Genomic DNA, 26,003 nt, shown 5'->3' with positions numbered 1-26,003 from the left:
CTAGTTTATTTTTAAAAGCGTTTCTAGTTTTTACTTCATTGAAAACCATCAATTAACAACACAGCTTAAATTACCTTCATATGAAATTAATTAAGCCTAATCAAAGATCAGCACCGCATAATTTTCTATCAAGTTTCTTATTCAATTTTCCGTACGTCTAAGTCAATTCGCGTTAATTTCCTTTTTTCTCGCTATTTATATATTTCAATTAATAACAACTGAACGTTTAACAATTAGCTGATGCTGAAAACGCTTTAAATCCGTCTTTTGTTCTGCACAACTAAAATGACAAGCGAAGTAGATTATTTTGCTGATTAACGTGGACTTGACAACCGAAAGGTTGCCGAAAAGATCACTATTGCCTATTGACCAACGGGAGGGGCATATGTGTTAGGTTTCTTGTAGGTTTCGTTTCAGTGGATAGCAATTTTCGACTACTCCCTTAATTTCTTCATCAGTGAAGCCAACAACATTCAAAAAGTGCAAGTTGAATATAACTTCCATTTTTAAACAAAGAATCCAGAGATCTCTTCCCGTAGCGGATTCGCCTTCTAAGCTTTCACTGTAATGAGTTAAGTAGTTTCTTGTATTTACAATTTTTCTTAATAACTTACTTCTTTCTTTACTTGTTCCAAGGTGCTCTTTGAATGGCTCAATAATCTTCTTTAATCTCTTGCCCAGATTTATTTCGTTTCCATGCATTAACCTGCCTTTCAGCCAGTCAATATGCTCGACCGGACACCCATCAAGAACAGTGGAAACCAGTAACTCAAAAGATTCTGGTTCCATTAGCGTTTCTGTGCTGGTTCTTCTGTGGTAAGTCTCTAGCCCTTGTGCTAGAGCAAGAAACTTACCATCAAGGTACTTTTGAGCACCTGTTTTAGTTGAGAAATATAAACCAAATGCGGGGGATAAATACTCGTAAGCACTAATCCAATTATTGAATACTTGTTGCGCGTTATCTTTAATAGAGCCAAAAGTAAACAGCATATCATGCCAATTTTTTTTGGGCGGTTTTTCAGAATATGGATTGCTTTCATAATAGACGCTGATTGGAACAGGGTATTGTTTATCATCTCCTCCGTCACGTTGTATTTCGGATGACGTTGCTGAAACATTTTTCATGGCAACAATTTCATCCATGGCAAAGCACATAAGATTTGTAATTTTGAAGGCAACAGTCATGAAATCGTTCAGATCACGCAACTCTTCTGATTCAAGCCTAAAATAAGTTCGCTGAGTAACCTTTGCTTCTTTTAGGTTTGGGAATCCAGGAAGAGTGTATGCAAAGGAAATTTCAAGCTTCATTTCATTATCTAAGATGAAGCCTATTTTTTCTGGTGGATTGTAACTAATCGTAGCCGTCTTGCTTTCCCTGTTGTTATCTACTTTTATTCCACTAATTCCAACCCACTCATCTAGGCAATCTACTGAGAAAGAAAAGGTATTAAAAGTTACGGCTTCATCTTGATCCCAAGCCGCCCCGCTCAAGACCCTATTGACTAGAATTTTTGATTTTGAGATACCACCAAACGAGAAGTTCTTATTGGTATAAAAACAGTAATCGAGAGTTACTAGTCCACCTTTTTCAACATGACCTATGATTCGATCTATTTCATCATTACCATTTAGAGATTCTATACTCTCATCGAAATGACCGACTATTTCTAATTCTATCTTCCCTCCGTCATTGATTGAGAGTATCCCCGGAATCTTTTTCTTATCCTTTCCTGGCAGCCAGAAGTAGCCTGTTTTCTTGTATTCTTCTTCGATTCTCACGGTAAATCCTTTTGAAATCTAACTTATATCAAACGGCCAAACCAACTCTAATCCGTCCGTTATTTTTTAATTAGAATGATACTAATTTAAAAATTCTATTAATGCCAACCACTTATTAACAACTTAGAAGGTTAAGTAAAAACGGCTGCAGCGTCTATTAATTGGCTTGTTATGTTTTTTATACTACAATGTACGACATTGCCGTACAAAAGGGTTAATTTATTATGAATAGCGTAAGCGTAAATCAATTTAGAGATAATTTAAAATCTTATGTTGAGCAAACCGTTAACGAGCACCAACCATTAAAGGTCACCAGACGAGCAGGTGACGATTTTGTTGTAATGAGTGCAGATGATTGGGAACGTGAGCAAGAAACTTTGCATGTATTACAAAGTAACAGTTTAATGAAACAAATCGCTGAATCGATGAAAACTCACACAACAAACCAAGGCTATAAACCAACAAAAGAGCAGTTAGATGAGATCACTAATCTTTGAAGGTAAAACTTGGCTCGTATATGAGCAGCTAAGAGAAAAAGATAAAAAATTACATAAATCTTTATGTAAGACTTTAAAAGAAATGTTGCGAACAGACCCTAGCTCTGGTTTAGGAAAACCAGAGCCTTTAAAACATAATTTATCTGGGTTATGGTCGAAACGAATTTCACAAAAAGATCGATTAATTTACAAGTTCGATGACGAATATATTTATATTTTCGCTATTGGTGGGCATTACGAGGATTGTTAGAAAAATATAACGCCCAAAAAGTCCTGCTACATTTACTTAGGTGTATTTACTCGTTTTTTGACAAAACAATTACGTCAAAAATAACCAACTTAACTTGATAATAACTTTCGATTATTTGAAATGGTATTAGTAAAATCAAAAGCCAATCTGCAAAGTCTATTAACAGTAGTAATAGCCAAATAGGTAAAGTGAAATGCCAAAATCCCGTATGAATTTAGGCTAATTCCAAAAGGCGTTAAAGCCATTGCTCATCCATACCTCACTGGCATTTTCTTCCTTCACACTGTTAGCTTTTTCTCTTATTTAATTTTATTCCAACTTAGCCATTAAAACTGATTAATAATTCGTCATGGCAATTGCTCTTGGTGCTATCCGTTAACAAAAACGCTATTTTCCTTTTCTCTAGCCTACAATCATTTGCCAAAGCATAGTATGCTTAGCGGATAATTTATTTTATTCATTCTTACATAAAATAATCACAAAATTTGAGTTGAGAAACCTTTATGTCGCAACCTGACTTAGCATTAAGCTTCGAGCAAAATTTAGAACGTCATATCGAATTATTTAAAACCCTTGATATTCATAAACCTCAGTTACTCACTTTGGTGGAGCAATGCAAGCAGGCGATAGATAATGGTGGAAAAATTGTTTTTTTTGGCAATGGTGGTAGTGCTGCCGACAGCCAACATCTTGCTGCTGAATTTGTTGTTCGGTTTAAGAATGATCGACGGGCATTACCTGCGATAGCATTTACTACTGACACTTCTATTTTAACTGCCCATGCTAACGATTATGGTTTTGATACAGTTTTTGCTCGTCAGGTACAGGGACTTTGTTCTAATAAAGATGTGGTCATCGGTATTTCAACTTCGGGCAAAAGCCCTAATGTTAATTTAGCTTTAGAAGCAGCAAATGAAATGGGGGCTTACTCAGTTGCATTTACTGGGCGCGATGGTGGCTTAGTTAAAGATATCGCTCAATTAGCAATTGTGGTTAATCATCCTGAAACCGCACGCATTCAAGAGGCTCATTTATTTATGGGGCATTGGGTTTGTGAAGCATTCGATTTACTTCTGGCAGAATAAGTTTTTATAGGCATCTTTTTTAATGGATTTATCAGTTTTTTCTAGATTATCTCAGGCTAAAATTTTAGTTGTAGGCGATGTTATGTTAGATCGCTACTTTATGGGCGATTCACAACGCATATCACCAGAAGCACCAGTTCCTGTGGTCAAAATTGGACAAACCGATGATAAAGTCGGTGGTGCTGCAAACGTTGCTCGAAACATTGCTCATTTAGATGGCAAAGTGGGTTTACTCGGGATTATTGGTCAAGATGAAAATGGTGCAAGATTAACTCAGTTATTAAAGTCTGAGCAGATTCAATCTGAATTAGTAGAACAAGCTGAAAAACCGACCATTACTAAACTTAGAGTTATTAGCCGCCATCAGCAAGTGGTTAGATTAGACTTTGAAGAAAACTTCACCCAAGCGCAATCAGAACTACTTTCAGAGAAATTTTCACAAGTAGTTGATAACTATGATGTTGTCATTTTTTCGGATTATAACAAAGGCTCTTTGCAGCAAATTCAAAAGATGATTGCTACTGCAAATGCTGCAGGCAAACTGATTTTGATCGATCCAAAACAAATGGATTTAACACTGTATCGCGGTGCCAACGTTATCACGCCTAATTTAGGTGAATTTAAGTTAGCCGGTGGTGTTGCTGACAGCGAAGAAAGCATTTGCCAATCTGCTCGCAAACTCATGTCTGATGCTGGCATAGAATCTATTTTATTGACTCGAAGCGAGCAGGGCATGTCTGCCATTACAGCAACTGAAAAGCATGATATGCCAGCTCAAGTTCTAGAAGTCAGTGATGTTACAGGAGCTGGTGATACAGTCATTGCGACTTTAGCTGTGATGATGGCGGTTGGTTTAAGTATGCCTGATGCTGCTAAAATGGCGAACCTAGCGGCTGGTATAGTGGTTGCTAAATTAGGCGCAGCTACGGTGAGACCAGAAGAGTTAGCTGCTAAGTTCAATAAAGAGCTTATGGGGGACGGTCAACATTATCAATGTCCATTTGATGATGTATTACAACATATCGAATTTGCTAAAAAAGCGGGTGAAAAAATCGTTTTCACTAATGGCTGCTTTGATATTTTACATGCAGGCCATGTTACTTATTTAGAAAAAGCTAGATCATTAGGTGATCGACTGGTATTAGGCCTAAATAGTGACGAAAGCATTTCTCGCTTAAAAGGCCCACAACGCCCAGTTAATCCTTTAGCACAAAGAGCTGCTGTCATGACTGGATTAAGAGCCGTTGATTGGGTAATACCTTTCGGTGAAGCTGGAGACGACACGCCTGCTAAATTAATTGAGGCGGTTAAACCAGACGTTTTAGTTAAAGGTGGTGATTATACAATCGACACTATAGTGGGTGCTGAATTTGTATTAAATAACGGTGGAGAAGTTAAGGTAATCGAATTTGTTGATGGCTGCTCTACTACTAACGTGATTAATAAAATTCGCCAGTCTTGAATCGATTTACTTACACAATAGTTTGGTATTGTTTATTACCTATTGTCTTTTTATATCTGCTTAAGCGGATAATAAAAGATCCACAATACAAACGTGGCTTTTGGCAAAGGCTAGGTTTTATTCCTAAACAGTATAAGCCTTGCATCCATATACATTGCGCTTCTTTGGGAGAGGTTAATGCAGCTGCTGGATTAATTCAGCAGCTTATCGAAACTTATCCTGATTCTTCTATCCTGGTTACAAACTCGACGCCTGCTGGTGCTACCCGAATAGATGCGCTTTTTGGTACACAAGTACTGCAGCTGATGGCACCTATTGACCTCTCCATTTTTGTTAATCGTTTTAGTCGGAAACTCAATAGTAAATGCTCTATTTTTACTGAGGTTGAAATCTGGCCAAATTGGTTAGCTTCGTTAACAAAGCAGCAAACCAAGCTAATGTTAGTGAATGCTCGCTTATCTGATAAGTCCTATAGAAATTATGCTAAATGGGGGAGTGTGTTCAAACATGCTTTTTTACGTTTTGATTGGATTACGGCTCAAACTCAAAACGATCTTGAAAATTATCAAAAATTTGGTGTCAATCGAGTCAGTGCCGTCGGTAACTTAAAATTTGATATCCAATTACCGCAAACCTTGTCACAGCAAACCTTGGATTTGATGCAATCTCATCAATTAAATCGACCAATATGGATCGCAGCAAGTGTTCACCCAAGTGAGTATCAAATCATAGTTCAGGCTCATTTGGCTTTATTAAAACAAATTCCTGACGCGTTACTCTTGATTGCGCCTAGACACAAAGAAAGGTTTGATGAAGTCGCAGAGTATCTAAACAGCGAAAATGTGAATTACCAAAGACGAAGTCGTCAGCAAGCGGTAACTCAATCTGATCATGTTTGGTTGATTGATAGCATGGGCGAGCTAATTAATTTTTACGCCATTGCTGATATTGCTTTTGTCGGTGGGAGCTTAGTCGCTAAAGGAGGGCATAACCCATTAGAGCCTGCGGCGTTATCTAAGCCGATTTTAATGGGGCCTGATAGAGTTAACTGTGAAGATATTTGTCGTATGCTAGTGCAAGCTGGGGCTATGTTTGATGTTGATTCAGCAGTATCGATTGAAACACGTTTGATGGATTTGTTTAAATCGGAAAATCATTATCACCAAGCGGCTTTAGCAGCGAATAAAGTCGTGATGCAGAATCAAGGCGCCGTTCACTCCAGCATGAATCACATCCGAAATATTTTAGGTTAATAATTTTGCTAAGTCGGTTGAGGATATTAATCTTGTGATTGATATCCTTTTAACAAATGCAGCCATTGATTTGCCTGCCAATTAAACTCAGGATATTTAGATTTTTCTTTCTCTAATGAACGTTTTAGTCGTTCTAAGTTAGATTTTTGCCATTTCGCTTTGTTAGGTTTAATTTGCCCACGGTCAAAATCGATTAGCCAAATTTTTCCGGTATTATCCATCATTAAATTATGAATATTTAAATCAGCGTGATAAATACCATTTTGATGAAATTTAGCTATGGTGTTGCCTAGGTTAATCCATTCATCTTTGGTTAAAGCTCTTACTTTTAAGATTTGAAACAAATCTTGGGCGAGTGGGATTTGCTCCATTATGATGTCAGCTGTGTATAAATGGAGTTTTTTAACGAGTCGAGCCGCTATTGGTTTAGGTACGGGTAAACCTAATTCCAGCATTTTTTCCAGCAAGGCAAACTCTTTATAAACTCGACTTTGCTTTAAGCCAGCATACAAATAGCCATCTTTGGCTATTTTACCTATGAGCCCACCACGATAATAGTGACGTAGTACGAGTTGCTTATCTTGATGTTTTACAAAATAAGTAATATTTCGTCCTTGCGATTGACCAGTGACCGCATCATTTTGTTGCCAGTAGCTAGGTGAAAACCAATCAGATGACATTGAAAAGTTTACATTATCTGAGCTAATTAAGAATTCACGGTTTGTTAATCGACTGACTTGTGGCAAAATTTAGCTCTCGGCGCTGATGAAAAGCGCGATTATAACGAATTATTTAGCGAAAATGACCCCAAACTCCGCAATTAAATCTATTTGTATACTCCGTTTATCTGCAATTGGTGATGTATGCCATGCAGTTGCTACGGTTCAACAAATTCAAAAAAACTATCCAGCAGCTGAAATTACTTGGGTACTTGGTAAAGTTGAAGCTATGTTATTGGCTGATCTTCCAGGTGTGAATTTTGTAATTTTTGATAAAAAACAGGGCGTTAAAGCTTATAAAAAGTTAAAGCGAGACTTGCCACAAACTTTTGATGTGTTACTGCATATGCAGGTTGCGTTGCGCGCGAATATCGCAGCCATGTGTATCAAAGCGAAGCGAAAAATAGGTTTTCCAAAGCACTTATCTAAAGAGTTACATAGTTTAGCGGTTAATGAACATACCCAGGCTCAAGCCCAGCCACATGTTTTAGAAGGTTTTCAAGCCTTTGCGCATGCTATTGGGGTGGAACCATTTGAGCCTAGTTGGGATATACCTATTAGTGAAGCGGATATGACTTGGGCTAAGCAGCAACTCAATACTCAATCTCCGATTTTTGTCATCGCCGCGGCAGCAAGTAAAGCTGAACGGAATTGGTCTGCTAAGGGATATGCTGAAATTGCAAACTATGCGGCAGGTTTAGGTTTTCAGGTTGTATTAACCGGTGGACCAACTCAAATGGAAGTTGAGTTAGCCAGTGATATCGCTGCTTTTACTAATGCAAGCGTTGTTAATTTAGTTGGTCAATCGAATTTAAAACAGTTATTGGCTTTATTGAAATTAGCGGATGTCGTTTTAGCACCTGATACTGGCCCAGCGCATATGGCGGTAACTCAGGGAACACCTGTTGTTGGTCTATACGCCCATAGTAATCCTAAACGCACTGGCCCCTATACTTGTTTAGAGTACGTGGTGGAAGTTTATCAGCAGCATGTGACCAATCAGTTTGGCAAAACCACAGCCGACTTAAAATGGGGTACCAGAGTTAAAGGTAGCGATTTGATGCAAGATATTTCAGTTGAAGCTGTGAAACAAACTATAGATAAACTTATTTCAGACAAACAAATTAACACTAAGGTTAAATCCATTGGCTAAAGCACTTTTTTTAGATAGAGACGGTATTATCAATCTTGATCATGGCTACGTTTATCAAGCCGAATCTTTTGAATTCATGCCTGGTATATTCGAACTTTGTCAAAATGCTAATGGCGCAGGTTATCAGATTATTATTGTTACTAATCAGTCAGGCATCGCCAGAGGCTATTATTCAGAAGAGCAGGTTAATCAACTTCACGATTGGATGATTGAACAATTTAAGTCGCATAAGGTTGATATTTCTAAAGTTTATTTTTGCCCACATCATCCAGAGCACGGCGGCTTGCAATACCAACACAACTGTTTATGCCGGAAACCTAACCCAGGTATGCTATTAAGAGCCAATCGAGAGTTAGGTGTCGATTTAAGCCAGTCAATTATGCTTGGTGATAAAGAGTCTGATGTGCAAGCAGCCTTAAAAGCCGGAATACCGCATAGAATTCTACTGAATTCAGATTATATTAATACTGCTGATTTAAAGCATACTGCGGCGACTCAGGTGGTTAGTCAATTGAGTGAGATAGACATAGCTAAATAACCTGATCTGTGTTTTTGAGTTCAAGTCAAAGAAAAAAGCAGCCAGTTTGTTGGAATGAGCGAACAACAAACTGACTGCCAAGCCACGGAGGTAGAGTTAGCCACATGTGGGTTGTGCTTAACTCTGGAATCTATAATACAGATATAAACCACAGTTGCAAATGATAATTGTTCTCAATATCATCTTTTTTAAGTGTTTTTAATTATTTCTACCTTTCAAAATGTTATAAAAATATTAAATCTCCCCCAAAACTCCATTTTTTCCCACTTTTCAGTCACTTGAAATAGATCCTTATAAAACAGGGATCTAATCGCCTATTTTAAGCTTAATTTACCCTTGACAAACTTTACTTGCATACTCAAACTGTGCAATTGTGGATCAAAGTGGAATAAAGTGGATCGAATTTTAATTAGCAAATTAGTTTCGATACTTAACCAATTTTCAATCGAATTATTAAAGGCTTAAATTTCAAGTGTTTAGAGGCGCAAGTGCAATCACAATGGATAACAAAGGGCGGATAGCTATTCCGACGCGTTATCGTGAGCAGCTGCAAGAAGATTGCGGCGGCCAAGTTGTATGCACTATCGACATAAATCAAGAATGCCTTTTGTTATATCCATTAAACGAATGGGAAACGGTTGAAAAGCGCTTAATGGCTTTATCTGATATGAATCCAAGTGAAAGACGCTTTAAACGCTTAATTTTGGGCTATGCGACAGAAGGCGAAGTTGATCGTAATGGCAGGTTATTACTTTCTGGTCCTTTAAGAAAACATGCTTCGTTAGAAAAAGAGATCATGTTGGTTGGTCAATTACACAAATTTGAAATCTGGAGCGAAACTTTATGGAATGCTCAAATTACAGAAGATATGGAATCAATTAGCTCTGGTGAGTTTGAATTATCAGAACGTTTACAAGACTTTTCGCTGTAAAAATAAATAATAAGAGATCATAGATGCAATCTGAAAGTGGCCATATTAGCGTTTTATTAAATGAGTCGGTTGATGCGTTAGCAATTAAACCGGATGGCATTTATGTAGATTGTACTTTTGGCCGAGGTGGCCACAGTCGAAAAATCTTAAATCAGTTAAACGAAAATGGTCGTTTGTTTGCAATCGATCAAGACCCAGCGGCAGTTGCCTGGGCAAAACAACATTTTTCGGATAGTAACTTTGAGTTAATCCAAGGCAATTTTAGATATTTGAACGACTACATGGAGCAAAGAGGTTTAGTCGGTCAGGTGGATGGTGTGTTGCTCGATTTAGGTGTGAGCTCACCTCAGTTAGATGAAGCCGAGCGTGGTTTTAGTTTCCTTAGAGATGGACCGCTAGATATGCGAATGAATCCTGAAGTTGGGATTTCTGCTGCAGAGTGGTTACAAACTACGAAGAAAGAAGATATTGCCTTTGTTTTAAAAGAATATGGTGAAGAAAGGTTTGCTCGATTAATTGCTAGCGCAATTGTTATGGATAGAGAAACTAAGCCGTTTACCCGAACAAGTGATTTATCTGGCTTGTTAGAGCGCATTATTAAGAAAAAAGAGCCAGGTAAACACCCTGCAACCCGAACCTTTCAAGCAATTAGAATTGAAGTTAACGGTGAGCTGGATGCAGCAAAAGAAGCTTTAGAAGCTGCGGTTAATGTGCTTAAAAATGGTGGCAGAATTTCAGTTATTAGCTTTCATTCGTTAGAAGATCGTATCGTAAAACGCTTTTTTAACACTGAGAGTAAAGCTAAGCCTGTACCAAAAGGCTTACCTATAACAGATGAGCAGCTTAGCAAGGATATTCGTTTAAAAACGGTTGGCAAAGCAATCAAACCGAGTGCACAAGAAGTTGAAGATAATAAACGTTCCAGAAGTTCAGTACTGAGGATTGCGGAACGTGTCAATCGATGAAGAGCAACTTGAAAAAGAGTTTGATAAATCAAGGCAAGTTAATTTAGCTACTGCAGTTTTACTAGATTGGTGGCAAAACAAAGTGTTGGTTGTTTTGATTTTGTCAGTTTTAGCAAGCGCTTATGGTGTTATCTATTATGCCTGGAGTAATCGCCAGCTAAATAGCGAAATGCAAAAGCTACTAGAAGAAAAAGATAAATTAGATATTGATTGGCGCCACATGTTGCTAGAACACAATGCCTTATCTGAGCATAGTAGAGTAGAACATATAGCACGTGGACAATTGGGAATGGTTAGGCCATCAGGCGAACAAGAGAAAGTTATAAAAATAAAATGAATAAACGTAAACTGATAAATGTAAATGAGACAAAGCGCTGGCGGTTTATAACCGTTTTTGGCGTTATTGCGCTTGTATTTATCTGTTTACTCGCCAGAACCGCTTATATTCAAGTTATTTCGCCTGATATGTTGCGTCAACAAGGCGATTTAAGAACGCATAGAACTTTATCCGATACAGTGCTGCGCGGCATGATAACAGACAGAAATGGTCTAGAGCTGGCGATTAGTGTGCCAGTGAAAACCGTATGGGCTGATCCTAAAGAAATTTACAATTCGGTAAAGCTTAAATTAAGCGAATCACAAGGCATTGTGGTTGACCAAGTCACAAAACAAGATATTAAAAGCGCCTTGCTTGCAAAAAGAGAGTGGCGTGCATTAGCAGATATTTTAGATTCAGATGCTGAGTCTTTAGCTGAACGCATTATTAAGTCTCCAACGAGCCGATTTACCTACCTAGCTCGGCATGTTTCCCCTGCTATGTCTGAATATGTTCAGCACCTCAAAATTAGAGGGGTTCATCTCAGACCTGAATCAAAACGTTATTATCCAGCAGCCGAAGTTAATTCGCATATAGTGGGCATTACCAATATTGACGATCTTGGCATTGAAGGCGTTGAAAAAGCTTTTGATGAAGAATTAACTGGCGAAAATGGCCGTAAGCATGTATTACGTGATGCCCGGGGAAGAACAATTGATGTACTCGCTGAAGAGGCGGCGACTAAAGCGAAAGATGTCGTCTTATCTATCGACCAGCGTATTCAATCATTAGCATATCAAGAATTAAAAAAGGCCGTGCAGTATTATGAGGCTGATTCTGGCTCTATCGTTGCTGTGGATGTTAATACTGGTGAATTACTCGCTATGGTTAATAACCCGTCTTACAACCCAAATAACCGTTCTACGATTAAAAATTCTGCACTGAGAAATCGTGCGATTACAGATACCTTTGAGCCAGGCTCTTCTGTTAAGCCTTTAACTGTACTATCGGCTTTAGAGTTCGGTACAGCTGATGTAAATACATTAGTCGACACCTCACCCGGGTATATCATGCTGGGTGGCCGCCGCGTAAAAGATCATCATAACAATGGTAAATTAACGCTGGCTGAAATACTTAAAAAATCGAGTAATGTTGGTACAACCAAACTGGCCTTAGAATTACCAAAAGAAAACTTCCTTGATGCTTTTTATAATGCTGGTTTTGGCATGGATACCGGATTGGGCCTAGTGGGCGAGAGTTCAGGATTATTTTATGACAGACGCCGTTGGTCTGATATCGAGCTTGCGACTTTATCTTATGGCTATGGTTTGTCGGTTACACCAGTTCAACTTGCGCAAATGTACGCGACTATTGCGAATGGTGGTATTCGTCGTCCTTTATCTATTTTAAAACTCGATCAACCATTAGAAGGTGAAAGAGTTTTTAGCCATAGTTCAACTAGACAACTACTTAAAATGATGGAAAGCGTAGTCGAAGAAGATGGCACGGGTCATAGAGCGGCGGTTAAAGGTTATCGTGTCGCTGGTAAAACAGGGACCTCGTTAAAAGCCAAAGCGGGTGGTTATGGCAATGATTATATGGCTTTATTCTCTGGAATCGCGCCAGTTTCCAATCCTAAAATTGCTTTAGTTGTTGTGATTAATAACCCGAAAGGTGATAAATACGAAGGCGGCCAAGTTGCAGCGCCTATCTTTAGCAAGGTGATGAGCGGTACTTTACAGTTGTTAAACGTACCAACAGATAAAAATAATAAAGCTGTGAGCTTGGCTCAGGTTAAGGTGGCACGAAATGACGCTTAACCTAGACATTAACCAAGCGATTGCTGAGCTTTTAAACATTCATGTTTTTGAGCCTTGTATTAGCGGAATTAAATTAGATAGTCGAAAAATTCAGTCAGGCGACTTATTTATCGCGCTAGATGGTGAGCAATGCCACGGTATACGTTTTGCCGAGATGGCGATTGAAAATGGCGCTGTCATTATCTTTAGCCAGACAGTTACAAAAGCTGAGCACGGGCAAGTTCAGCAAATAAATAATATCCCTGTTATTAGTATTTTCCAATTAGATGCATTTGTCAGCGAAATCGCTGCTACTTTTTATCAACTGCCGACTCAAAAAATGAAGTTAATTGGGGTAACAGGGACGAATGGTAAAACCTCAATCTGCGATATTATTTTCCAGTTAAGTGAGGCATTAGAGTTACAGTCTGCATATATAGGTACGCTTGGCGTCAAAAGTAAAACCATTAATGATTATCATGGCATGACAACGCCAGATGCTGTCAGCTTACAAGCTTATTTAAATCAACTGGCTAAATCAGGTGTTGAGCTGACCGCGCTTGAAGTTTCGTCGCATGCTTTAACTCAAGGTCGAGTCTCTGCTTGTCAGTTTGATGTCGTCGCGTTTTCCAATTTATCTCACGATCATTTAGATTATCATGGCGATATGCAAAGCTATTTTGCGGCAAAGCAAAGTTTGTTTAGTTTAGATACGACAACGCCAGCTGTTATTAATATTGATAATAAATACGGCCAAGATTTAATCAAAGCCTTACAAGCTCAAAACCCAGAGCGTCAAGTGATAGCCGTTGGTCATAATGCATTTGAGTTTTCAAATTCGGCCTTACAGCTAAATCAGGCCGATATTCTAGTTGAAGGTTACTTATTAAAATTAAGCTTAAAGCTAAATGGAAAAGTTGAAAGCTTTGAACTTAAAACGCCATTACTCGCTGAGTTTAATATAGACAATTTATTAATTGCTATTGCTTGTTTAGTGACGCAAGGCTACTCAATTTCAGCCATCAGCCAAGCGATTAACTTGTTAAAACCAGTTGCTGGGCGAATGGAATGTTTTACCAGCTCAAATGATATTACCCTAGTTGTCGATTTTGCGCATACGCCAGACGGTTTAAAACGTGCTTTAGAAGCTTGCCAACAACATTGCCATGGCAAAGTTTGGTTGGTATTTGGTTGTGGTGGCGACAGAGACCAAGAAAAACGTGCAGAGATGGGAAGAATTGCATCTGAGTTAGCGGATCATATTATGCTGACTAATGATAACCCCCGCAGTGAATCACCAGCAGATATCACAAAACAAATTTCAGAGGGCATTTCGGGTAAACGTTACCGCATAGAGCATGATAGACAAGGTGCGATTCGCCAAACTTTCGCGCTAGCACAAGAAAAAGATTGGATTTTAATTGCAGGTAAAGGACACGAAACTATTCAGCAAATTGGCGATACTGAAATTCCATATAACGAAAGAGTTTTCGTTGAGTCATTGAGTCGGGGGCATGCGTGATAAACGTTTTATTAACTGAATTAGCAAAAGTGACTCAAGGTGAAATCTTTGGTGAAGATGTTGTTGTGAATCAAATTTGCACAGATAGCCGAAGCATTACTGCTAATTGCGCTTATTTAGCCTTGGTTGGTGATAAATTCGATGGTCATACTTTTTGCCAACAAGTTGTCGAAAAGGGTGTGAAAATTCTAATTGTTAATCAACCTCAAACCAACTTAGCAGAACATGTTAGCCAATTAGTTGTTAAGGATACTCTAATTGCACTAGGTCAAATTGCCGCATTAAACAAACAAAAAGCGAATGTTAAAACAGTCGCGATTACGGGTAGTTGTGGCAAAACAACAGTTAAAGAGATGCTTGCTGCTATCTGTCGTACGGCAGGTAAAACGCTAGCGACAAAAGGTAACTTTAATAATCATATTGGTGTGCCTTTAACCCTATTGAATTTAGAAGAGTCGGATGAGTTCGCGATAATTGAAATGGGCGCAAGCCAAGCGGGTGATATAGCCTATACAGTTAACCTAGCAACACCAGACGTGGCTATGGTTAATAATGTTGCTGCTGCACATTTAGAGGGCTTTGGGTCTTTAATGGGTGTTGCCTTAGCTAAAGGTGAAATCTATCAAGGCTTATCTAGTTCAGGCATTGCTGTGGTTAATATGGATTGTGATTATGTTGAAACATGGCAGCAAGATTTAGATAACTTAAAGCAAATCGGCTTTTCTTCAGAACCTTTTGCCGATCTTTATTATTCTGATTTAGTTTTAAATCAAAACTTATGTCCTGAATTTAAATGGCATTATCGTGGTCAGTCTTACTCTGTTACATTAAATATTGCGGGCGAACATAATGCACAAAATGCTTTAGCTGCAATAGCTTGTGCAATTGCATTAGGCATTTCAGCGGAAAATATTAATCTAGGCTTAAGCCAAGCTGAAACAGCAGCTGGCCGAGTTTCAATTAAAAAACCAAACGCAAATTTAACTGTGATTGACGATAGTTATAATGCAAATCTAAGTTCAATGAAATCTGCAATTGAGTTAGTTAGTAAAGCTGAGGGAACTCGTATTTTTGTGATGGGCGATATTGGTGAATTAGGTCAAGAAAGCCAAGCTATACATAGTGAAATTGGCGAGTTTGTTGCTCAAAACAAGATTGATAAATTTTATACTAAGGGACAAATGAGTCGATTTGCTCAGGCCAAAGCAGAAAACCATTTTGCTAGTTTTGATGCCTTAATCGAGCAAATATTGATTGATATTAATACCGCAGTAGAAGCGGATCAAAATGCGAAGCTAACCGTTTTAGTTAAAGGATCGCGTAGTCAAAAAATGGAAAACGTGGTTAATGCACTTGTGCAATCAAATGAGGAAAAAGTTTAATGTTATTGTGGTTAGCACAGTGGTTTCAACAAAATGTCGATACTGGCTTTAATGTTTTCCAGTATCTTACATTTCGTTCAATTTTAAGTATTTTGACCGCATTAACCTTATCACTGTATTTAGGGCCTAAATTAATTCGTTATTTGCAAAATATGCAAATTGGCCAAACTGTTCGCGACGATGGTCCTGAATCTCACCTAAGTAAATCAGGCACACCGACTATGGGTGGCATTTTGATTTTAGGCGCAATTTCTATTTCAACTTTACTCTGGGCGGATTTAAGTAATCGTTATGTGCTGGTTACACTATTTGTAGTGCTTGCATTTGGCTTAATTGGTTTTGTCGATGATTATCGAAAAGTCATTCGTAAAGATAGCAAAGGTTTAATTGCGAGATGGAAGTACTTTTGGCAGTCGGTTACGGCTGTAATCGTTGCTGTTGCTTTATTCTTTACGGCTGAGCGTCCTGAAGAAACTCAATTATTGATCCCATTTGTAAAAGAAATTATGCCGCAATTAGGTCTATTTTACCTAGTCACTACTTATTTTGTGATTGTCGGAACCAGTAATGCGGTTAATTTAACGGATGGTTTAGATGGCCTTGCGATTGTTCCTACTATTATGGTTGCAGCTGCGTTTGCTATTTTTGCTTATGTTACCGGCAATGTGAATTTTTCTTCTTACTTAAACATTCCTTATATCCCAGAAGCCAGTGAGCTAGTTATTGTTTGTACTGCGATTTTTGGCGCAGGGTTAGGCTTTTTATGGTTTAACACATATCCAGCACAAGTCTTTATGGGCGATGTAGGTTCACTTGCTTTAGGTGCAACTTTAGGTGTTATAGCAGTGCTAGTTAGGCAAGAGATTGTATTAATTATCATGGGTGGTGTTTTTGTGATGGAAACCGTTTCCGTCATATTACAAGTGGGTAGTTACAAGTTACGCGGTGAAAGAATATTTAGAATGGCGCCGATTCATCATCATTATGAATTGAAAGGCTGGCCAGAACCTAGAGTAATAGTACGGTTTTGGATTATTAGTTTAGTACTGGTGTTTATTGGCCTAGCGACCTTGAAACTCAGATAACGAATAAATGAGAGATGTTAATTAGCAAATGACAACTAAAATGCTGGCAAAACCAACAATGACAGAAAACGTAAAGCGCTTACTTGATAGCGCTTTCGGTGTTTCTGGTCAGCATAGTTTATATGATAGAAGTTTAGTGATTATTGCTTTGGCATTGGCAACAGTTGGACTCGTAATGGTTGCTTCGGCTTCGTTACCTTATGCCATGCGTGAGTTTAATAACCCATTACACTTTGTTATTCGACATGTCATTTACTTATTTTTAAGTGGGTTTGCAGCTATGGCTGTATTGCAAATTCCTATTAGTTGGTGGGAAAAATACAACCCGTATTTATTATTAGTCGCTTTGTTTTTACTCGTTTCAGTATTGTTTATTGGTAAAACGGTTAATGGTGCGACACGTTGGTTAGCGATAGGGCCGATAAATATTCAAGCGGCTGAACCAGCAAAGTTATTCTTTTTTGTTTATTTAGCGGGTTACTTAGTTAGACGAGAACAAGAGATTAAAGAAAATTTAAAAGGCTTTTTAAAACCGCTTGCTGTGTTTTTCTTACTCGCAATTATGCTTTTGCTACAGCCTGATTTAGGCACTGTGGTTGTCATGTTTGCGACAACAGTTGGTTTATTGTTTTTAGCTGGTGCTAAGTTAATCCAGTTTTTTTCGTTATTTATGACTGGGATTTCAGCCATTGTGGCGCTCATTATTTTAGAGCCATATAGATTACGACGTGTGACTTCATTTATGAGTCCTTGGGAAGACCCTTTTGGTAGTGGCTACCAGCTGACGCAAAGCTTGATGGCTTATGGCCGTGGTGATTGGTTTGGTACTGGCTTAGGTAACAGCATTCAAAAGTTAGATTATTTACCAGAAGCGCATACCGATTTCGTATTTGCGATTTTGGCAGAAGAAATGGGATTTTTTGGCGTAAGTTGCGTCATTCTGGCTGTGTTTTTCTTGGTTGGCAAAACGATTAGCTTAGGCAAACGCACGATAGAGGAAGAAAAATATTTCGCCGGTTATCTTGCTTATGCCATTGGTATTTGGATTAGCTTTCAATCAGCTGTCAATATAGGGGCGAGTGCGGGCATGTTGCCGACTAAAGGTTTAACTCTGCCATTAGTGAGCTATGGCGGCAGTAGCTTAATTACTATGAGTATAGCGGTTGCACTTATTTTGAGAATCGACCATGAGTCTAGGATTACTAAGCTACAAGCGACACGTTCAAGCAGTATAAAGCTGGGGGGACGTCATGGCTAAAAAAATTCTGATCATGGCGGGTGGAACCGGCGGACATATTTTCCCTGGATTAGCAATTGCAGATGAGCTGTCTAATAAAGGTTGGCAAGTACTCTGGCTAGGGACTGCTGATAGAATGGAAGCTGATTTAGTACCTAATGCTGGCTATCCAATCGAGTTTATTGAGATCAAAGGGGTTAGAAATAAAGGGATTATTAGAAAAGTACTGACGCCTTTAATGGTTATAAATGCAGTTTTACAAGCTAGAAAAATAATAAAAAAATTTAAACCGGATGTTGTTGTCGGTTTTGGTGGATATGCTGCTCTACCTGGTGGGATTGCTGCAAAATTATCAGCAATACCGCTCGTTATTCACGAGCAAAATGCCGCAGCAGGCTTAACCAATAGAATATTAAGCAAGATTGCAGCTAAGGTTTTAGTGGCATTTGATAATGTGACTAATTTGCCTGACACGACGGTTAAAGTTGGTAATCCGTTAAGGCAGCAAATATTAACTAAAACTACTCGCGGCAATGCGGCTGAATTATCAATATTAGTGGTTGGTGGCAGTTTAGGTGCGCAAGTATTAAATCAACAAGTACCAGCGGCATTAAAACAATTAGAAGCAAACAACATTAAAGTTTTGCATCAAGCAGGTAAAGGTAAGTTAGAGTCGACACTTGAGTCTTATCAAGGTTTTACTGGCGAGTACCAAGTGGTTGAGTTCATTACGGATATGGCTCAAGCGTATCAAGCTGCAGACTTAGTTATTTGCCGAGCAGGTGCGCTAACTGTGTCTGAATTAGCTCAGACTGGTATCGCAAGCGTTTTGGTGCCGTTGCCACATGCGGTGGACGATCATCAAACTAAAAATGCACAAGTATTGGTTAATGCGAAAGCTGGAATTTTGTTGCCTCAGACAGAATTAACTACTGGTGGTTTAGTGCCGGTATTAAAGCAAATATTAGCGACACCAGATATGGTCGAAAAAATGGCAATAGCTTGTCAGCAGGTGGCGACACCTCAGGCTAGACAAGTGATTAGTGAACAAATTGAAAACTTAGTCCAAGGTTAAAATGAAAAACAACAATAGCGATTATAAAATTCCTGAAATGCGCCGAGTGAACTTGATTCACATGGTCGGCATAGGTGGTGCAGGCATGTGTGGTATCGCTGAAGTATTGTTGACAGATGGTTACAAGGTATCAGGTTCGGATATCGCTGAAAGTGTAAATACACAAAGATTGAGAAAACTCGGAGCGGAAATTTTAATCGGCCATAAAGCTGAGCACATTAGTCATGCCGATGTTGTGGTTATCTCAAGTGCAGTTAATACCGAAAATCCAGAAGTTGCTGCCGCTATTGAGCGTAGAGTTCCAGTTATCCGAAGAGCTGAAATGCTTGCAGAGATCATGCGCTATCGACACGGCATTGCCGTTTCAGGAACGCATGGTAAAACGACAACAACGAGTCTTGTCGCCAGCATTTTTGCTGAAGCTGAGTTAGATCCAACTTTTATAATTGGTGGCAAGTTAAATAGTGCTGAAACCAATGCTCGATTAGGTAAAAGCCGTTATTTAGTGGCTGAAGCTGATGAAAGTGATGCTTCGTTTTTACACTTATTACCCATGGTTTCAATTGTCACGAATATCGAAGCCGACCATATGGATACTTATGATGGTGACTTTGAAAAAATGTTCGCCACCTATAAAGAGTTTTTACATAACTTACCTTTTTATGGCCTAGCGGTATTATGCATAGATGATGAAAATGTACGTCGAATTGCGACAGAAATCGGCCGTAATTATATAACTTATGGTTTTAATGACGAAGCTGATTACCAAGTTACTGACTTTAGCCAAACAGGTAAGCAAACTCGATTTACGGTTAAGCGCCAACAAGGCGACTTATCGGTTTGCCTAAATTTACCGGGTAAACATAACGCTTTAAATGCGGCTGCCGCGATTGCGGTGGCGACAGATGAAGGTATTCAAGATGATGTGATTTTAGCTGCTTTAGCTAAATTTGCAGGCATAGGGCGTCGTTTTGAAGCTATGGGCGAGTATCCATGGGGCGAAGGTAAAGTTGAATTTATTGATGATTATGGTCATCACCCAACTGAAGTTGCCGCAACAATCGAAGCGATTCGAGCTGCATACCCGGAAAAACGCCTAGTTATGGCTTATCAGCCACATAGGTATACCAGAACGCGTGATTTATACGAAGATTTCACTCAGGTTTTATCTCAAGTTGATGTGCTTCTTTTACTTGAAGTTTATAGCGCAGGAGAAAATCAGATTGTTGGCGCAGATAGTCGCAGCTTATGTCGTTCTATCCGTCAGCGAGGCAGTTTAGAGCCTATATATATCGCAAGTGCAGAGCAGTTACCGAATGAGTTGGCAAATGTTTTACAACCTAATGATTTATTTATTACCCAAGGCGCGGGCGATATAGGTAAAATTGCCAAGTTATTAACAGATTTAAAGCTAGATAAAGAAACCATGAAAAATTATCAAGCGGAGGCTAAATAATGTCTCTAGAACAATTGTCAGCAGAAAAAATTGCGGTTGTTTATGGCGGTACGTCAGCTGAACGTGAGATATCTCTTCGCTCAGGCAAAGCCGTCTTTAATGCGCTTGTTAGACAAAACGTAAACGTTGATTTAGTTGACACTAAAGAAGTGTCTCCATTGCAGTTAAAGCAACTAGGCTATGACAAAGTTTTTATCGCTTTACATGGCCGAGGTGGCGAAGATGGTGTTATTCAAGGTGTCTTTGAATATTTGAACCTTGCCTATACTGGCAGTCGAGTATTAGGTTCGGCGCTTGCTATGGATAAAATTAGAACTAAGCAAGTATGGCAAAGCTGCGATTTACCGACTGCAAACTTTGTTTATGTAGACGCTCAGGCTGAATATGATTGCGACGCTATTATCGAAAAGTTAGGCCAAGTTGCTTTTGTAAAGCCAGCTAGAGAAGGCAGCAGCATTGGTATGAGCCGAGTCGAAGGTGCAGAGCAATTGGCATTGGCAATTGAAAAGGCAGCTGAGTTCGATCAACACGTTTTAGTTGAAAAATGGATTAATGGTCCTGAGTACACAGTTGCTATATTAAATGGCCAAGCGCTACCTGCAATTTCAATGAAGACACAGCGTAGTTTTTATGACTATGAAGCTAAATATTTTTCAGATACTACCGAGTACTTATGTCCTTGTGGCTTAAGTGAAACGGATGAAGCCTATATTCAGAAAATAGCATTGGCAGCTTATCAAGCCGTAGGTGCTTCTGGTTGGGGACGTGTTGATGTCATGAGAGATGCTGATGGATGTTTTTATTTGCTTGAAGCGAATACTGTACCTGGCATGACAGAAAAAAGCTTGGTGCCTATGGCAGCAAAGGCAGCTGGTATTAGTTTTGATCAGTTAGTACTAGAAATTTTAAAAACGGCTGACAGTGATTGATTTACAACTAGCCAAATTACGCCAAATTGAATGGCCTTTTTGGATAGGATTTATATTTTTTATTGCCGTGATCGTAAGCTGTTTTAGATTATGGTTTAGCTCGGTCGATTGGTTAAAAACACGAGATAGTTTGCCGGTTGAGCAACTGATAGTGGAAGGGAATCAAGATTACGTTGAGTACCGAGATGTATTAGAGGCGTTAGCGCCTCAGATGCAACAAAGTTTTTTTGAACTCGATGTAAATCAGGCACAACAGAACGTTGAGAATATTGATTGGGTTTATTGGGTCGCAATACGCAAGGAATGGCCAAATATGCTGAAAGTAAATTTAATTGAGCAAGAAGCTGAAGTACATTGGAATGGTGACTTTTTGCTGAATACATTAGGCCAAGTATTTCAGGCCGATGTGAGTCGCTTGTTAAAGGCGATACCGGCTTTGTTTGGTCCCGAAGGGGATGAGACTAAAGCATTGCAGGCATATAGAGATTTATCTCAATTGTTAGCGTTAGAAAACTTAGCAATTGATGAAATGACATTAACTGAGCGTCATGCAATAAGAATGATTCTGAGTAATGGAATTAAATTAAATTTGGGACGAGAAGACTGGCTGGTAAGAATCAAGCGTTTTATCGAATTTTACCCAGATTTAAATGAACAAAATAACGTGGAATATGTTGATTTACGCTACGACACTGGATTTTCGGTTGGGCATAAATCAGAACAAACACAAACAAAATAATAATTGGCAGAGTTAAATATGTCTAAAGCGCTAGATAAAAACTTGATTGTAGGACTCGACATCGGCACATCTAAGGTTGTTGCCGTGGTTGGTGAAGTCTTACCTGATAATACAGTGAGTATTATTGGCGTTGGAACAAACCCATCTGAAGGTATGGATAAAGGTGGTGTGAACGATATCGAATTGGTTATTAAATCAATTAAACGGGCGATACACGAAGCAGAAATGATGTCAGATTGTCAGATATCATCTGTGTATTTAGCGATATCGGGTCGACATATCCAATGTCAAAATGAGCACGGGATGGTGCCAATACATGAAGCAGAAGTGAGCCAAGATGATGTAGATAGTGTCATTCACACTGCTAAATCTGTGCCTTTACCTGCAGACAGAATGATTTTGCATGTATTACCTCAAGAATACGACGTAGATGTTCAAGAAGGGATCAAAAGCCCAATTGGGATGTCTGGTGTTAGGTTAAAAGCAAAAGTTCACCTAGTGACTTGCGCGAATGACATGGCAAAAAATATCGTTAAGTGCGTCGAGAGATGTGATTTAAAAGTGGATGCTTTGGTTTCATCTTCTTTAGCATCAAGCTACTCAGTCTTAACTGATGATGAGAAAGAACTCGGTGTTAGTGTGGTCGATATTGGCGCTGGCACTATGGATCTTGTGGTTTATGCAAACGGTGCGATTCGACATAGCGCTGTTATTGCGATTGCTGGTAATCAAGTGACGAAAGATATAGCACAAATATTTCGTACACCTTTGAGCCATGCTGAGCAAATTAAAAAACAATATGCGTGTGCACAAAGACACTTAGTCAGTTTAGAAGATAGCATTGAAGTACCAAGTGTTGGTGGTCGACCAGCGCGTTCAATGTCGCGTCATACACTCGCTGAAGTGGTTGAGCCTAGATATCAAGAATTGTACGACTTAGTGTTAAGTGAAATACGTAAGAGTGAGTGGGAAGAACAAGTTGCAGCAGGCATAGTTTTAACTGGTGGAACAGCAAAAATGGAAGGAGCTATAGGTTTAGCTGAAGAAATTTTTCAAATGCCGGTGCGTTTAGGAGAGCCGGTAGGCATTAAAGGATTGACTGAATATGTGAATGATTCTAGTTATTCAACGGCAATTGGTTTGCTGCAATATGGTAAAGAGGATTTACTAAATAAAGACGCAGAAAAACAAATGTCAGAATCAACTTGGTTTCAACGCATTAAAAGCTGGTTTAAGGGCGAATTTTAAGTTTACAATAGCAGGTGTTATTAGGAGAGGGCAAAAATGTTTGATTTAATGAGTGAACATAACGACGAAGCAGTAATTAAAGTAATCGGTGTTGGCGGCGGCGGTGGTAATGCTGTTGAACACATGATGGTTCATACCATTGAAGGTGTGGATTTTTTAACTGCCAATACAGATGCGCAAGCATTACGTAATTCAGCGGCTAATACAACAATTCAATTAGGCCGTGACGTTACTAAAGGTTTAGGTGCTGGGGCGAACCCAGAAATAGGTCGACTTGCTGCAGAAGAAGATCGTGAAGTGATTATTGAAGCAATCAAAGGCGCGGATATGGTCTTTATTGCAGCTGGTATGGGTGGTGGTACAGGTACTGGGGCGGCACCTGTAGTAGCACAAATTGCCAGAGAATTAGGGATCTTAACGGTTGCAGTTGTGACTAAACCTTTCCCATTCGAAGGTAAAAAGCGTATGTCATACGCGGAGCAAGGTATTGATTTATTAGCAAAAAATGTTGATTCATTAATTACAATTCCAAATGACAAGCTACTTAAAGTATTAGGAAAAGGCACCACTTTATTAGACGCATTTAAAGCGGCAAATAATGTTCTTCAAGGTGCAGTTCAAGGTATTGCTGAATTAATTACTCGTCCTGGTTTAATTAATGTCGATTTCGCGGATGTTAGAACTGTGATGTCTGAAATGGGCACAGCTATGATGGGAACAGGCGTTGCTTCTGGCGAAGATCGTGCTGAAGAAGCGGCTGAAGCTGCGATTTCTAGCCCATTATTGGAAGATGTCGACCTAGCGGGCGCTCGTGGTATTTTAGTTAATATTACAGCAGGCATGGATATTAGCATTGACGAGTTTGAAACTGTCGGTAACGCAGTTAAAGCATTTGCATCTGAAAATGCAACAGTTGTTGTTGGTGCGGTTATCGATCATGAAATGTCAAACGAATTAAGAGTAACAGTTGTTGCGACTGGTATTGGTGATACACGTCCTGATATCTCTTTAGTCCCAACGGCTAAAGTTAGCTTAAACGAGAGAAGCGCAAGCCGATTCAGTTCTGTTGATGCTTCAGTACAAGCAAATTCTTCTGCTGCATATGAAATGGAAGAAAGAACAGCTGCACCAGCACCTGTATCTATCGATGACTCGTCTGCTGCGACAAACTTGGATTATTTAGATATCCCAGCATTTTTACGTAAACAAGCAGATTAAGCTAATTGATGCGAACTTGGTTGCAAAATCAAGCTTTGACTTAAAAGTCGATCGAGAAATGAACTTTTGCGTGATAAAATGCGTATAAAGTGAACCTAACCTAGAGTTGGTTAGAACTGTTTATAGTTTGCATACATATAAGCATAGGAGATAGTTAGATTAAATGGTAAAGCAACGTACCTTAAAACAAAGTGTTAGCACCATAGGTGTTGGCCTTCACCGAGGTGAAAAAGTTAGATTAACAATGCGACCTGCACCTGCTAATACAGGGATAGTATTCAGACGCGTTGATCTCTCACCTGTGGTTGATATGCCAATTGCACCGGAAAAGGTGACAGATACACGTATGTGTACCTGTATGACAAATGAAGACGGGGTTGCAATATCAACAGTTGAACATTTAATGTCAGCCTTAGCGGGCTTAGGCATAGACAATGTGATTCTGGAAATTGATGCTAACGAAGTACCTATAGTTGATGGTAGTGCAAGCCCTTTTATCATGTTGATAGAAGAGGCTGGAATAGAAGAATTAAACGCACCGAAAAAGTTTATCCGCATCGATAAACCAATTCGAGTTGAAGTTGAAGATAAGTGGGCTGAAGTCTTGCCATACGACGGCTTTAAACTCGATTTTTCGGTTGAATTCCCTCATCCGGCGATAGCAGCGACTAAACAACATGTAGAGATGGAGTTTTCGAGCCAAACTTTTATTGATGAAGTTTCACGAGCCAGAACTTTTGGCTTTATGAAAGACTTTGAATATTTAAGAGCAAATAATTTAGCTTTAGGCGCTAACTTTGATAATGCTGTTGTATTAGATGAGTTTCAGGTGCTAAATGCGAATGGCCTTAGATATGACGATGAATTCTTGATGCATAAAATTTTGGATGCTATTGGTGATCTATACATGGCTGGGCTACCTATTTTAGGTGAATTCAGAAGTTTTAAAACTGGTCATGCAGTCAATAATATTTTATTGAGAGCGATAATGGATAACCCAGATAGCTGGACTTTAGTCGAATTTGATGAAGCTAAACAAGCGCCATTGAAATTTTTAGCGGCATCTCCTGCGTAAAACTCTCCAAAAACAGATAGGTATTGATTTGCCCTAATCAATACCTACTCTCTTTTACATGCTCTAAAGACTCTATTCTAATTCCACACAATTAAATCGGTTATTAAGGCAAAACCTCTTTTATATTTCTATTGTTGACCGCTTGCTCATCCGCTATTGCTCTAGGCAAAAATACCTCTAAATTATTAAAAGTTAATAATATCAATAGCTTAATCCTGAACAGTTAATTTTATATCCTGAATTAAGCTTAGATAGTTTCAACCTCTCCGACTAACAATAAAAATATCTAT

24 protein-coding genes are annotated in these 26,003 nt (G+C 39.0%); 22 read left to right on the top strand and 2 right to left on the bottom strand.

What is annotated here, in order from left to right:
* Nucleotides 1–390 precede the first annotated feature (390 nt).
* Nucleotides 391–1,779 carry an ApeA N-terminal domain 1-containing protein gene (locus XM47_RS08050; RefSeq protein ID WP_048691462.1) on the bottom strand — a complete coding sequence of 463 codons (1,389 nt, stop codon included), beginning with the start codon at nt 1,777–1,779 and terminating at the stop codon, nt 391–393.
* 224 nt (nt 1,780–2,003) lie between these two features.
* Between XM47_RS08050 and XM47_RS08045 the strand changes: the two genes are divergently transcribed.
* The 5 genes from XM47_RS08045 to XM47_RS08025 all read left to right on the top strand — a co-directional run bounded on the left by XM47_RS08045 (nt 2,004) and on the right by XM47_RS08025 (nt 6,326).
* Nucleotides 2,004–2,276, top strand: coding sequence for a type II toxin-antitoxin system Phd/YefM family antitoxin (locus tag XM47_RS08045; RefSeq protein WP_048691461.1), 273 nt, complete (start codon nt 2,004–2,006; stop codon nt 2,274–2,276).
* A complete protein-coding gene (locus tag XM47_RS08040) occupies nt 2,257–2,526 on the top strand; it encodes a Txe/YoeB family addiction module toxin (protein ID WP_048691459.1) in 270 nt (89 codons plus the stop codon). Before XM47_RS08045 ends, XM47_RS08040 begins: the two co-directional genes overlap by 20 nt.
* A 503-nt stretch (nt 2,527–3,029) precedes the next feature.
* On the top strand, nt 3,030–3,611 hold the full coding sequence (locus XM47_RS08035; protein WP_048691457.1) for a D-sedoheptulose-7-phosphate isomerase: 582 nt from the start codon (nt 3,030–3,032) through the stop codon (nt 3,609–3,611).
* A 22-nt stretch (nt 3,612–3,633) separates the two neighbouring features.
* Nucleotides 3,634–5,073, top strand: a complete 1,440-nt coding sequence (gene hldE, locus XM47_RS08030) for a bifunctional D-glycero-beta-D-manno-heptose-7-phosphate kinase/D-glycero-beta-D-manno-heptose 1-phosphate adenylyltransferase HldE (RefSeq protein WP_048691455.1) — start codon at nt 3,634–3,636, stop codon at nt 5,071–5,073.
* Nucleotides 5,070–6,326, top strand: coding sequence for a 3-deoxy-D-manno-octulosonic acid transferase (locus XM47_RS08025; RefSeq protein ID WP_077066510.1), 1,257 nt, complete (start codon nt 5,070–5,072; stop codon nt 6,324–6,326). Before hldE ends, XM47_RS08025 begins: the two co-directional genes overlap by 4 nt.
* A 26-nt stretch (nt 6,327–6,352) precedes the next feature.
* Here the strand turns inward: XM47_RS08025 and XM47_RS08020 are convergent, their stop codons facing one another.
* Nucleotides 6,353–7,072, bottom strand: coding sequence for a 3-deoxy-D-manno-octulosonic acid kinase (locus tag XM47_RS08020; protein ID WP_048691451.1), 720 nt, complete (start codon nt 7,070–7,072; stop codon nt 6,353–6,355).
* Between the two features lie 55 nt (nt 7,073–7,127).
* Between XM47_RS08020 and XM47_RS08015 the strand changes: the two genes are divergently transcribed.
* The 17 genes from XM47_RS08015 to lpxC all read left to right on the top strand — a co-directional run bounded on the left by XM47_RS08015 (nt 7,128) and on the right by lpxC (nt 25,713).
* Nucleotides 7,128–8,198: a glycosyltransferase family 9 protein gene (locus XM47_RS08015; RefSeq protein WP_048691603.1), complete on the top strand. Its 1,071-nt coding sequence runs from the start codon at nt 7,128–7,130 to the stop codon at nt 8,196–8,198.
* Complete coding sequence (gmhB, locus tag XM47_RS08010) at nt 8,191–8,736, top strand: D-glycero-beta-D-manno-heptose 1,7-bisphosphate 7-phosphatase (RefSeq protein ID WP_048691450.1); 546 nt, start codon at nt 8,191–8,193, stop codon at nt 8,734–8,736. The genes XM47_RS08015 and gmhB overlap by 8 nt, the downstream gene beginning before the upstream one ends.
* A gap of 472 nt (nt 8,737–9,208) precedes the next feature.
* Nucleotides 9,209–9,667, top strand: coding sequence for a division/cell wall cluster transcriptional repressor MraZ (gene mraZ, locus XM47_RS08005; RefSeq protein WP_048691448.1), 459 nt, complete (start codon nt 9,209–9,211; stop codon nt 9,665–9,667).
* Between the two features lie 23 nt (nt 9,668–9,690).
* Nucleotides 9,691–10,632 (top strand): 16S rRNA (cytosine(1402)-N(4))-methyltransferase RsmH, encoded by a 942-nt coding sequence (gene rsmH, locus XM47_RS08000; RefSeq protein ID WP_048691446.1) that lies wholly within the window; start codon nt 9,691–9,693, stop codon nt 10,630–10,632.
* The gene (gene ftsL / locus XM47_RS07995) at nt 10,619–10,969 is read left to right on the top strand and encodes a cell division protein FtsL (RefSeq protein ID WP_245623444.1); all 351 of its coding nucleotides are present in this window, start codon (nt 10,619–10,621) and stop codon (nt 10,967–10,969) included. The genes rsmH and ftsL overlap by 14 nt, the downstream gene beginning before the upstream one ends.
* On the top strand, nt 10,966–12,768 hold the full coding sequence (locus XM47_RS07990; RefSeq protein ID WP_048691444.1) for a penicillin-binding transpeptidase domain-containing protein: 1,803 nt from the start codon (nt 10,966–10,968) through the stop codon (nt 12,766–12,768). The genes ftsL and XM47_RS07990 overlap by 4 nt, the downstream gene beginning before the upstream one ends.
* Complete coding sequence (locus XM47_RS07985; protein WP_048691443.1) at nt 12,758–14,269, top strand: UDP-N-acetylmuramoyl-L-alanyl-D-glutamate--2,6-diaminopimelate ligase; 1,512 nt, start codon at nt 12,758–12,760, stop codon at nt 14,267–14,269. Before XM47_RS07990 ends, XM47_RS07985 begins: the two co-directional genes overlap by 11 nt.
* Complete coding sequence (locus XM47_RS07980; RefSeq protein ID WP_048691441.1) at nt 14,266–15,651, top strand: UDP-N-acetylmuramoyl-tripeptide--D-alanyl-D-alanine ligase; 1,386 nt, start codon at nt 14,266–14,268, stop codon at nt 15,649–15,651. The genes XM47_RS07985 and XM47_RS07980 overlap by 4 nt, the downstream gene beginning before the upstream one ends.
* The gene (gene mraY, locus XM47_RS07975; RefSeq protein ID WP_048691439.1) at nt 15,651–16,736 is read left to right on the top strand and encodes a phospho-N-acetylmuramoyl-pentapeptide-transferase; all 1,086 of its coding nucleotides are present in this window, start codon (nt 15,651–15,653) and stop codon (nt 16,734–16,736) included. Before XM47_RS07980 ends, mraY begins: the two co-directional genes overlap by 1 nt.
* 58 nt (nt 16,737–16,794) lie before the next feature.
* Complete coding sequence (ftsW, locus tag XM47_RS07970) at nt 16,795–17,994, top strand: cell division protein FtsW (RefSeq protein WP_245623443.1); 1,200 nt, start codon at nt 16,795–16,797, stop codon at nt 17,992–17,994.
* Nucleotides 17,987–19,048, top strand: coding sequence for an undecaprenyldiphospho-muramoylpentapeptide beta-N-acetylglucosaminyltransferase (murG, locus tag XM47_RS07965; RefSeq protein WP_048691435.1), 1,062 nt, complete (start codon nt 17,987–17,989; stop codon nt 19,046–19,048). The genes ftsW and murG overlap by 8 nt, the downstream gene beginning before the upstream one ends.
* 1 nt (nt 19,049) lies before the next feature.
* Nucleotides 19,050–20,504: a UDP-N-acetylmuramate--L-alanine ligase gene (murC, locus tag XM47_RS07960; RefSeq protein ID WP_048691433.1), complete on the top strand. Its 1,455-nt coding sequence runs from the start codon at nt 19,050–19,052 to the stop codon at nt 20,502–20,504.
* Nucleotides 20,504–21,433, top strand: a complete 930-nt coding sequence (locus XM47_RS07955; RefSeq protein ID WP_048691432.1) for a D-alanine--D-alanine ligase — start codon at nt 20,504–20,506, stop codon at nt 21,431–21,433. The genes murC and XM47_RS07955 overlap by 1 nt, the downstream gene beginning before the upstream one ends.
* Nucleotides 21,426–22,172, top strand: coding sequence for a cell division protein FtsQ/DivIB (locus XM47_RS07950; protein WP_048691430.1), 747 nt, complete (start codon nt 21,426–21,428; stop codon nt 22,170–22,172). The genes XM47_RS07955 and XM47_RS07950 overlap by 8 nt, the downstream gene beginning before the upstream one ends.
* 18 nt (nt 22,173–22,190) lie before the next feature.
* Complete coding sequence (gene ftsA, locus XM47_RS07945) at nt 22,191–23,420, top strand: cell division protein FtsA (protein WP_048691429.1); 1,230 nt, start codon at nt 22,191–22,193, stop codon at nt 23,418–23,420.
* A 36-nt stretch (nt 23,421–23,456) separates the two neighbouring features.
* Nucleotides 23,457–24,638 (top strand): cell division protein FtsZ, encoded by a 1,182-nt coding sequence (gene ftsZ / locus XM47_RS07940; RefSeq protein WP_048691426.1) that lies wholly within the window; start codon nt 23,457–23,459, stop codon nt 24,636–24,638.
* Nucleotides 24,639–24,801: 163 nt separating this feature from the next.
* The gene (gene lpxC, locus XM47_RS07935) at nt 24,802–25,713 is read left to right on the top strand and encodes a UDP-3-O-acyl-N-acetylglucosamine deacetylase (protein WP_048691424.1); all 912 of its coding nucleotides are present in this window, start codon (nt 24,802–24,804) and stop codon (nt 25,711–25,713) included.
* Nucleotides 25,714–26,003 lie beyond the last annotated feature (290 nt).

The organism is Catenovulum maritimum (assembly GCF_001050375.1).
GTDB lineage: Bacteria > Pseudomonadota > Gammaproteobacteria > Enterobacterales > Alteromonadaceae > Catenovulum > Catenovulum maritimum.
This window is presented reverse-complemented; position numbering and strand designations above follow the sequence as displayed.

Bases quoted from the DNA above. Each gene is read 5' to 3' on its own strand.
- XM47_RS08045 (WP_048691461.1), top strand. From the start codon at position 2,004: ATGAATAGCGTAAGCGTAAATCAATTTAGAGATAATTTAAAATCTTAT.
- XM47_RS08040 (WP_048691459.1), top strand. From the start codon at position 2,257: ATGAGATCACTAATCTTTGAAGGTAAAACTTGGCTCGTATATGAGCAG.
- XM47_RS08035 (WP_048691457.1), top strand. From the start codon at position 3,030: ATGTCGCAACCTGACTTAGCATTAAGCTTCGAGCAAAATTTAGAACGT.
- hldE (WP_048691455.1), top strand. From the start codon at position 3,634: ATGGATTTATCAGTTTTTTCTAGATTATCTCAGGCTAAAATTTTAGTT.
- XM47_RS08015 (WP_048691603.1), top strand. From the start codon at position 7,128: ATGACCCCAAACTCCGCAATTAAATCTATTTGTATACTCCGTTTATCT.
- rsmH (WP_048691446.1), top strand. From the start codon at position 9,691: ATGCAATCTGAAAGTGGCCATATTAGCGTTTTATTAAATGAGTCGGTT.
- XM47_RS07990 (WP_048691444.1), top strand. From the start codon at position 10,966: ATGAATAAACGTAAACTGATAAATGTAAATGAGACAAAGCGCTGGCGG.
- XM47_RS07985 (WP_048691443.1), top strand. From the start codon at position 12,758: ATGACGCTTAACCTAGACATTAACCAAGCGATTGCTGAGCTTTTAAAC.
- mraY (WP_048691439.1), top strand. From the start codon at position 15,651: ATGTTATTGTGGTTAGCACAGTGGTTTCAACAAAATGTCGATACTGGC.
- ftsW (WP_245623443.1), top strand. From the start codon at position 16,795: ATGACAGAAAACGTAAAGCGCTTACTTGATAGCGCTTTCGGTGTTTCT.
- murG (WP_048691435.1), top strand. From the start codon at position 17,987: ATGGCTAAAAAAATTCTGATCATGGCGGGTGGAACCGGCGGACATATT.
- murC (WP_048691433.1), top strand. From the start codon at position 19,050: ATGAAAAACAACAATAGCGATTATAAAATTCCTGAAATGCGCCGAGTG.
- XM47_RS07955 (WP_048691432.1), top strand. From the start codon at position 20,504: ATGTCTCTAGAACAATTGTCAGCAGAAAAAATTGCGGTTGTTTATGGC.
- ftsA (WP_048691429.1), top strand. From the start codon at position 22,191: ATGTCTAAAGCGCTAGATAAAAACTTGATTGTAGGACTCGACATCGGC.
- ftsZ (WP_048691426.1), top strand. From the start codon at position 23,457: ATGTTTGATTTAATGAGTGAACATAACGACGAAGCAGTAATTAAAGTA.
- lpxC (WP_048691424.1), top strand. From the start codon at position 24,802: ATGGTAAAGCAACGTACCTTAAAACAAAGTGTTAGCACCATAGGTGTT.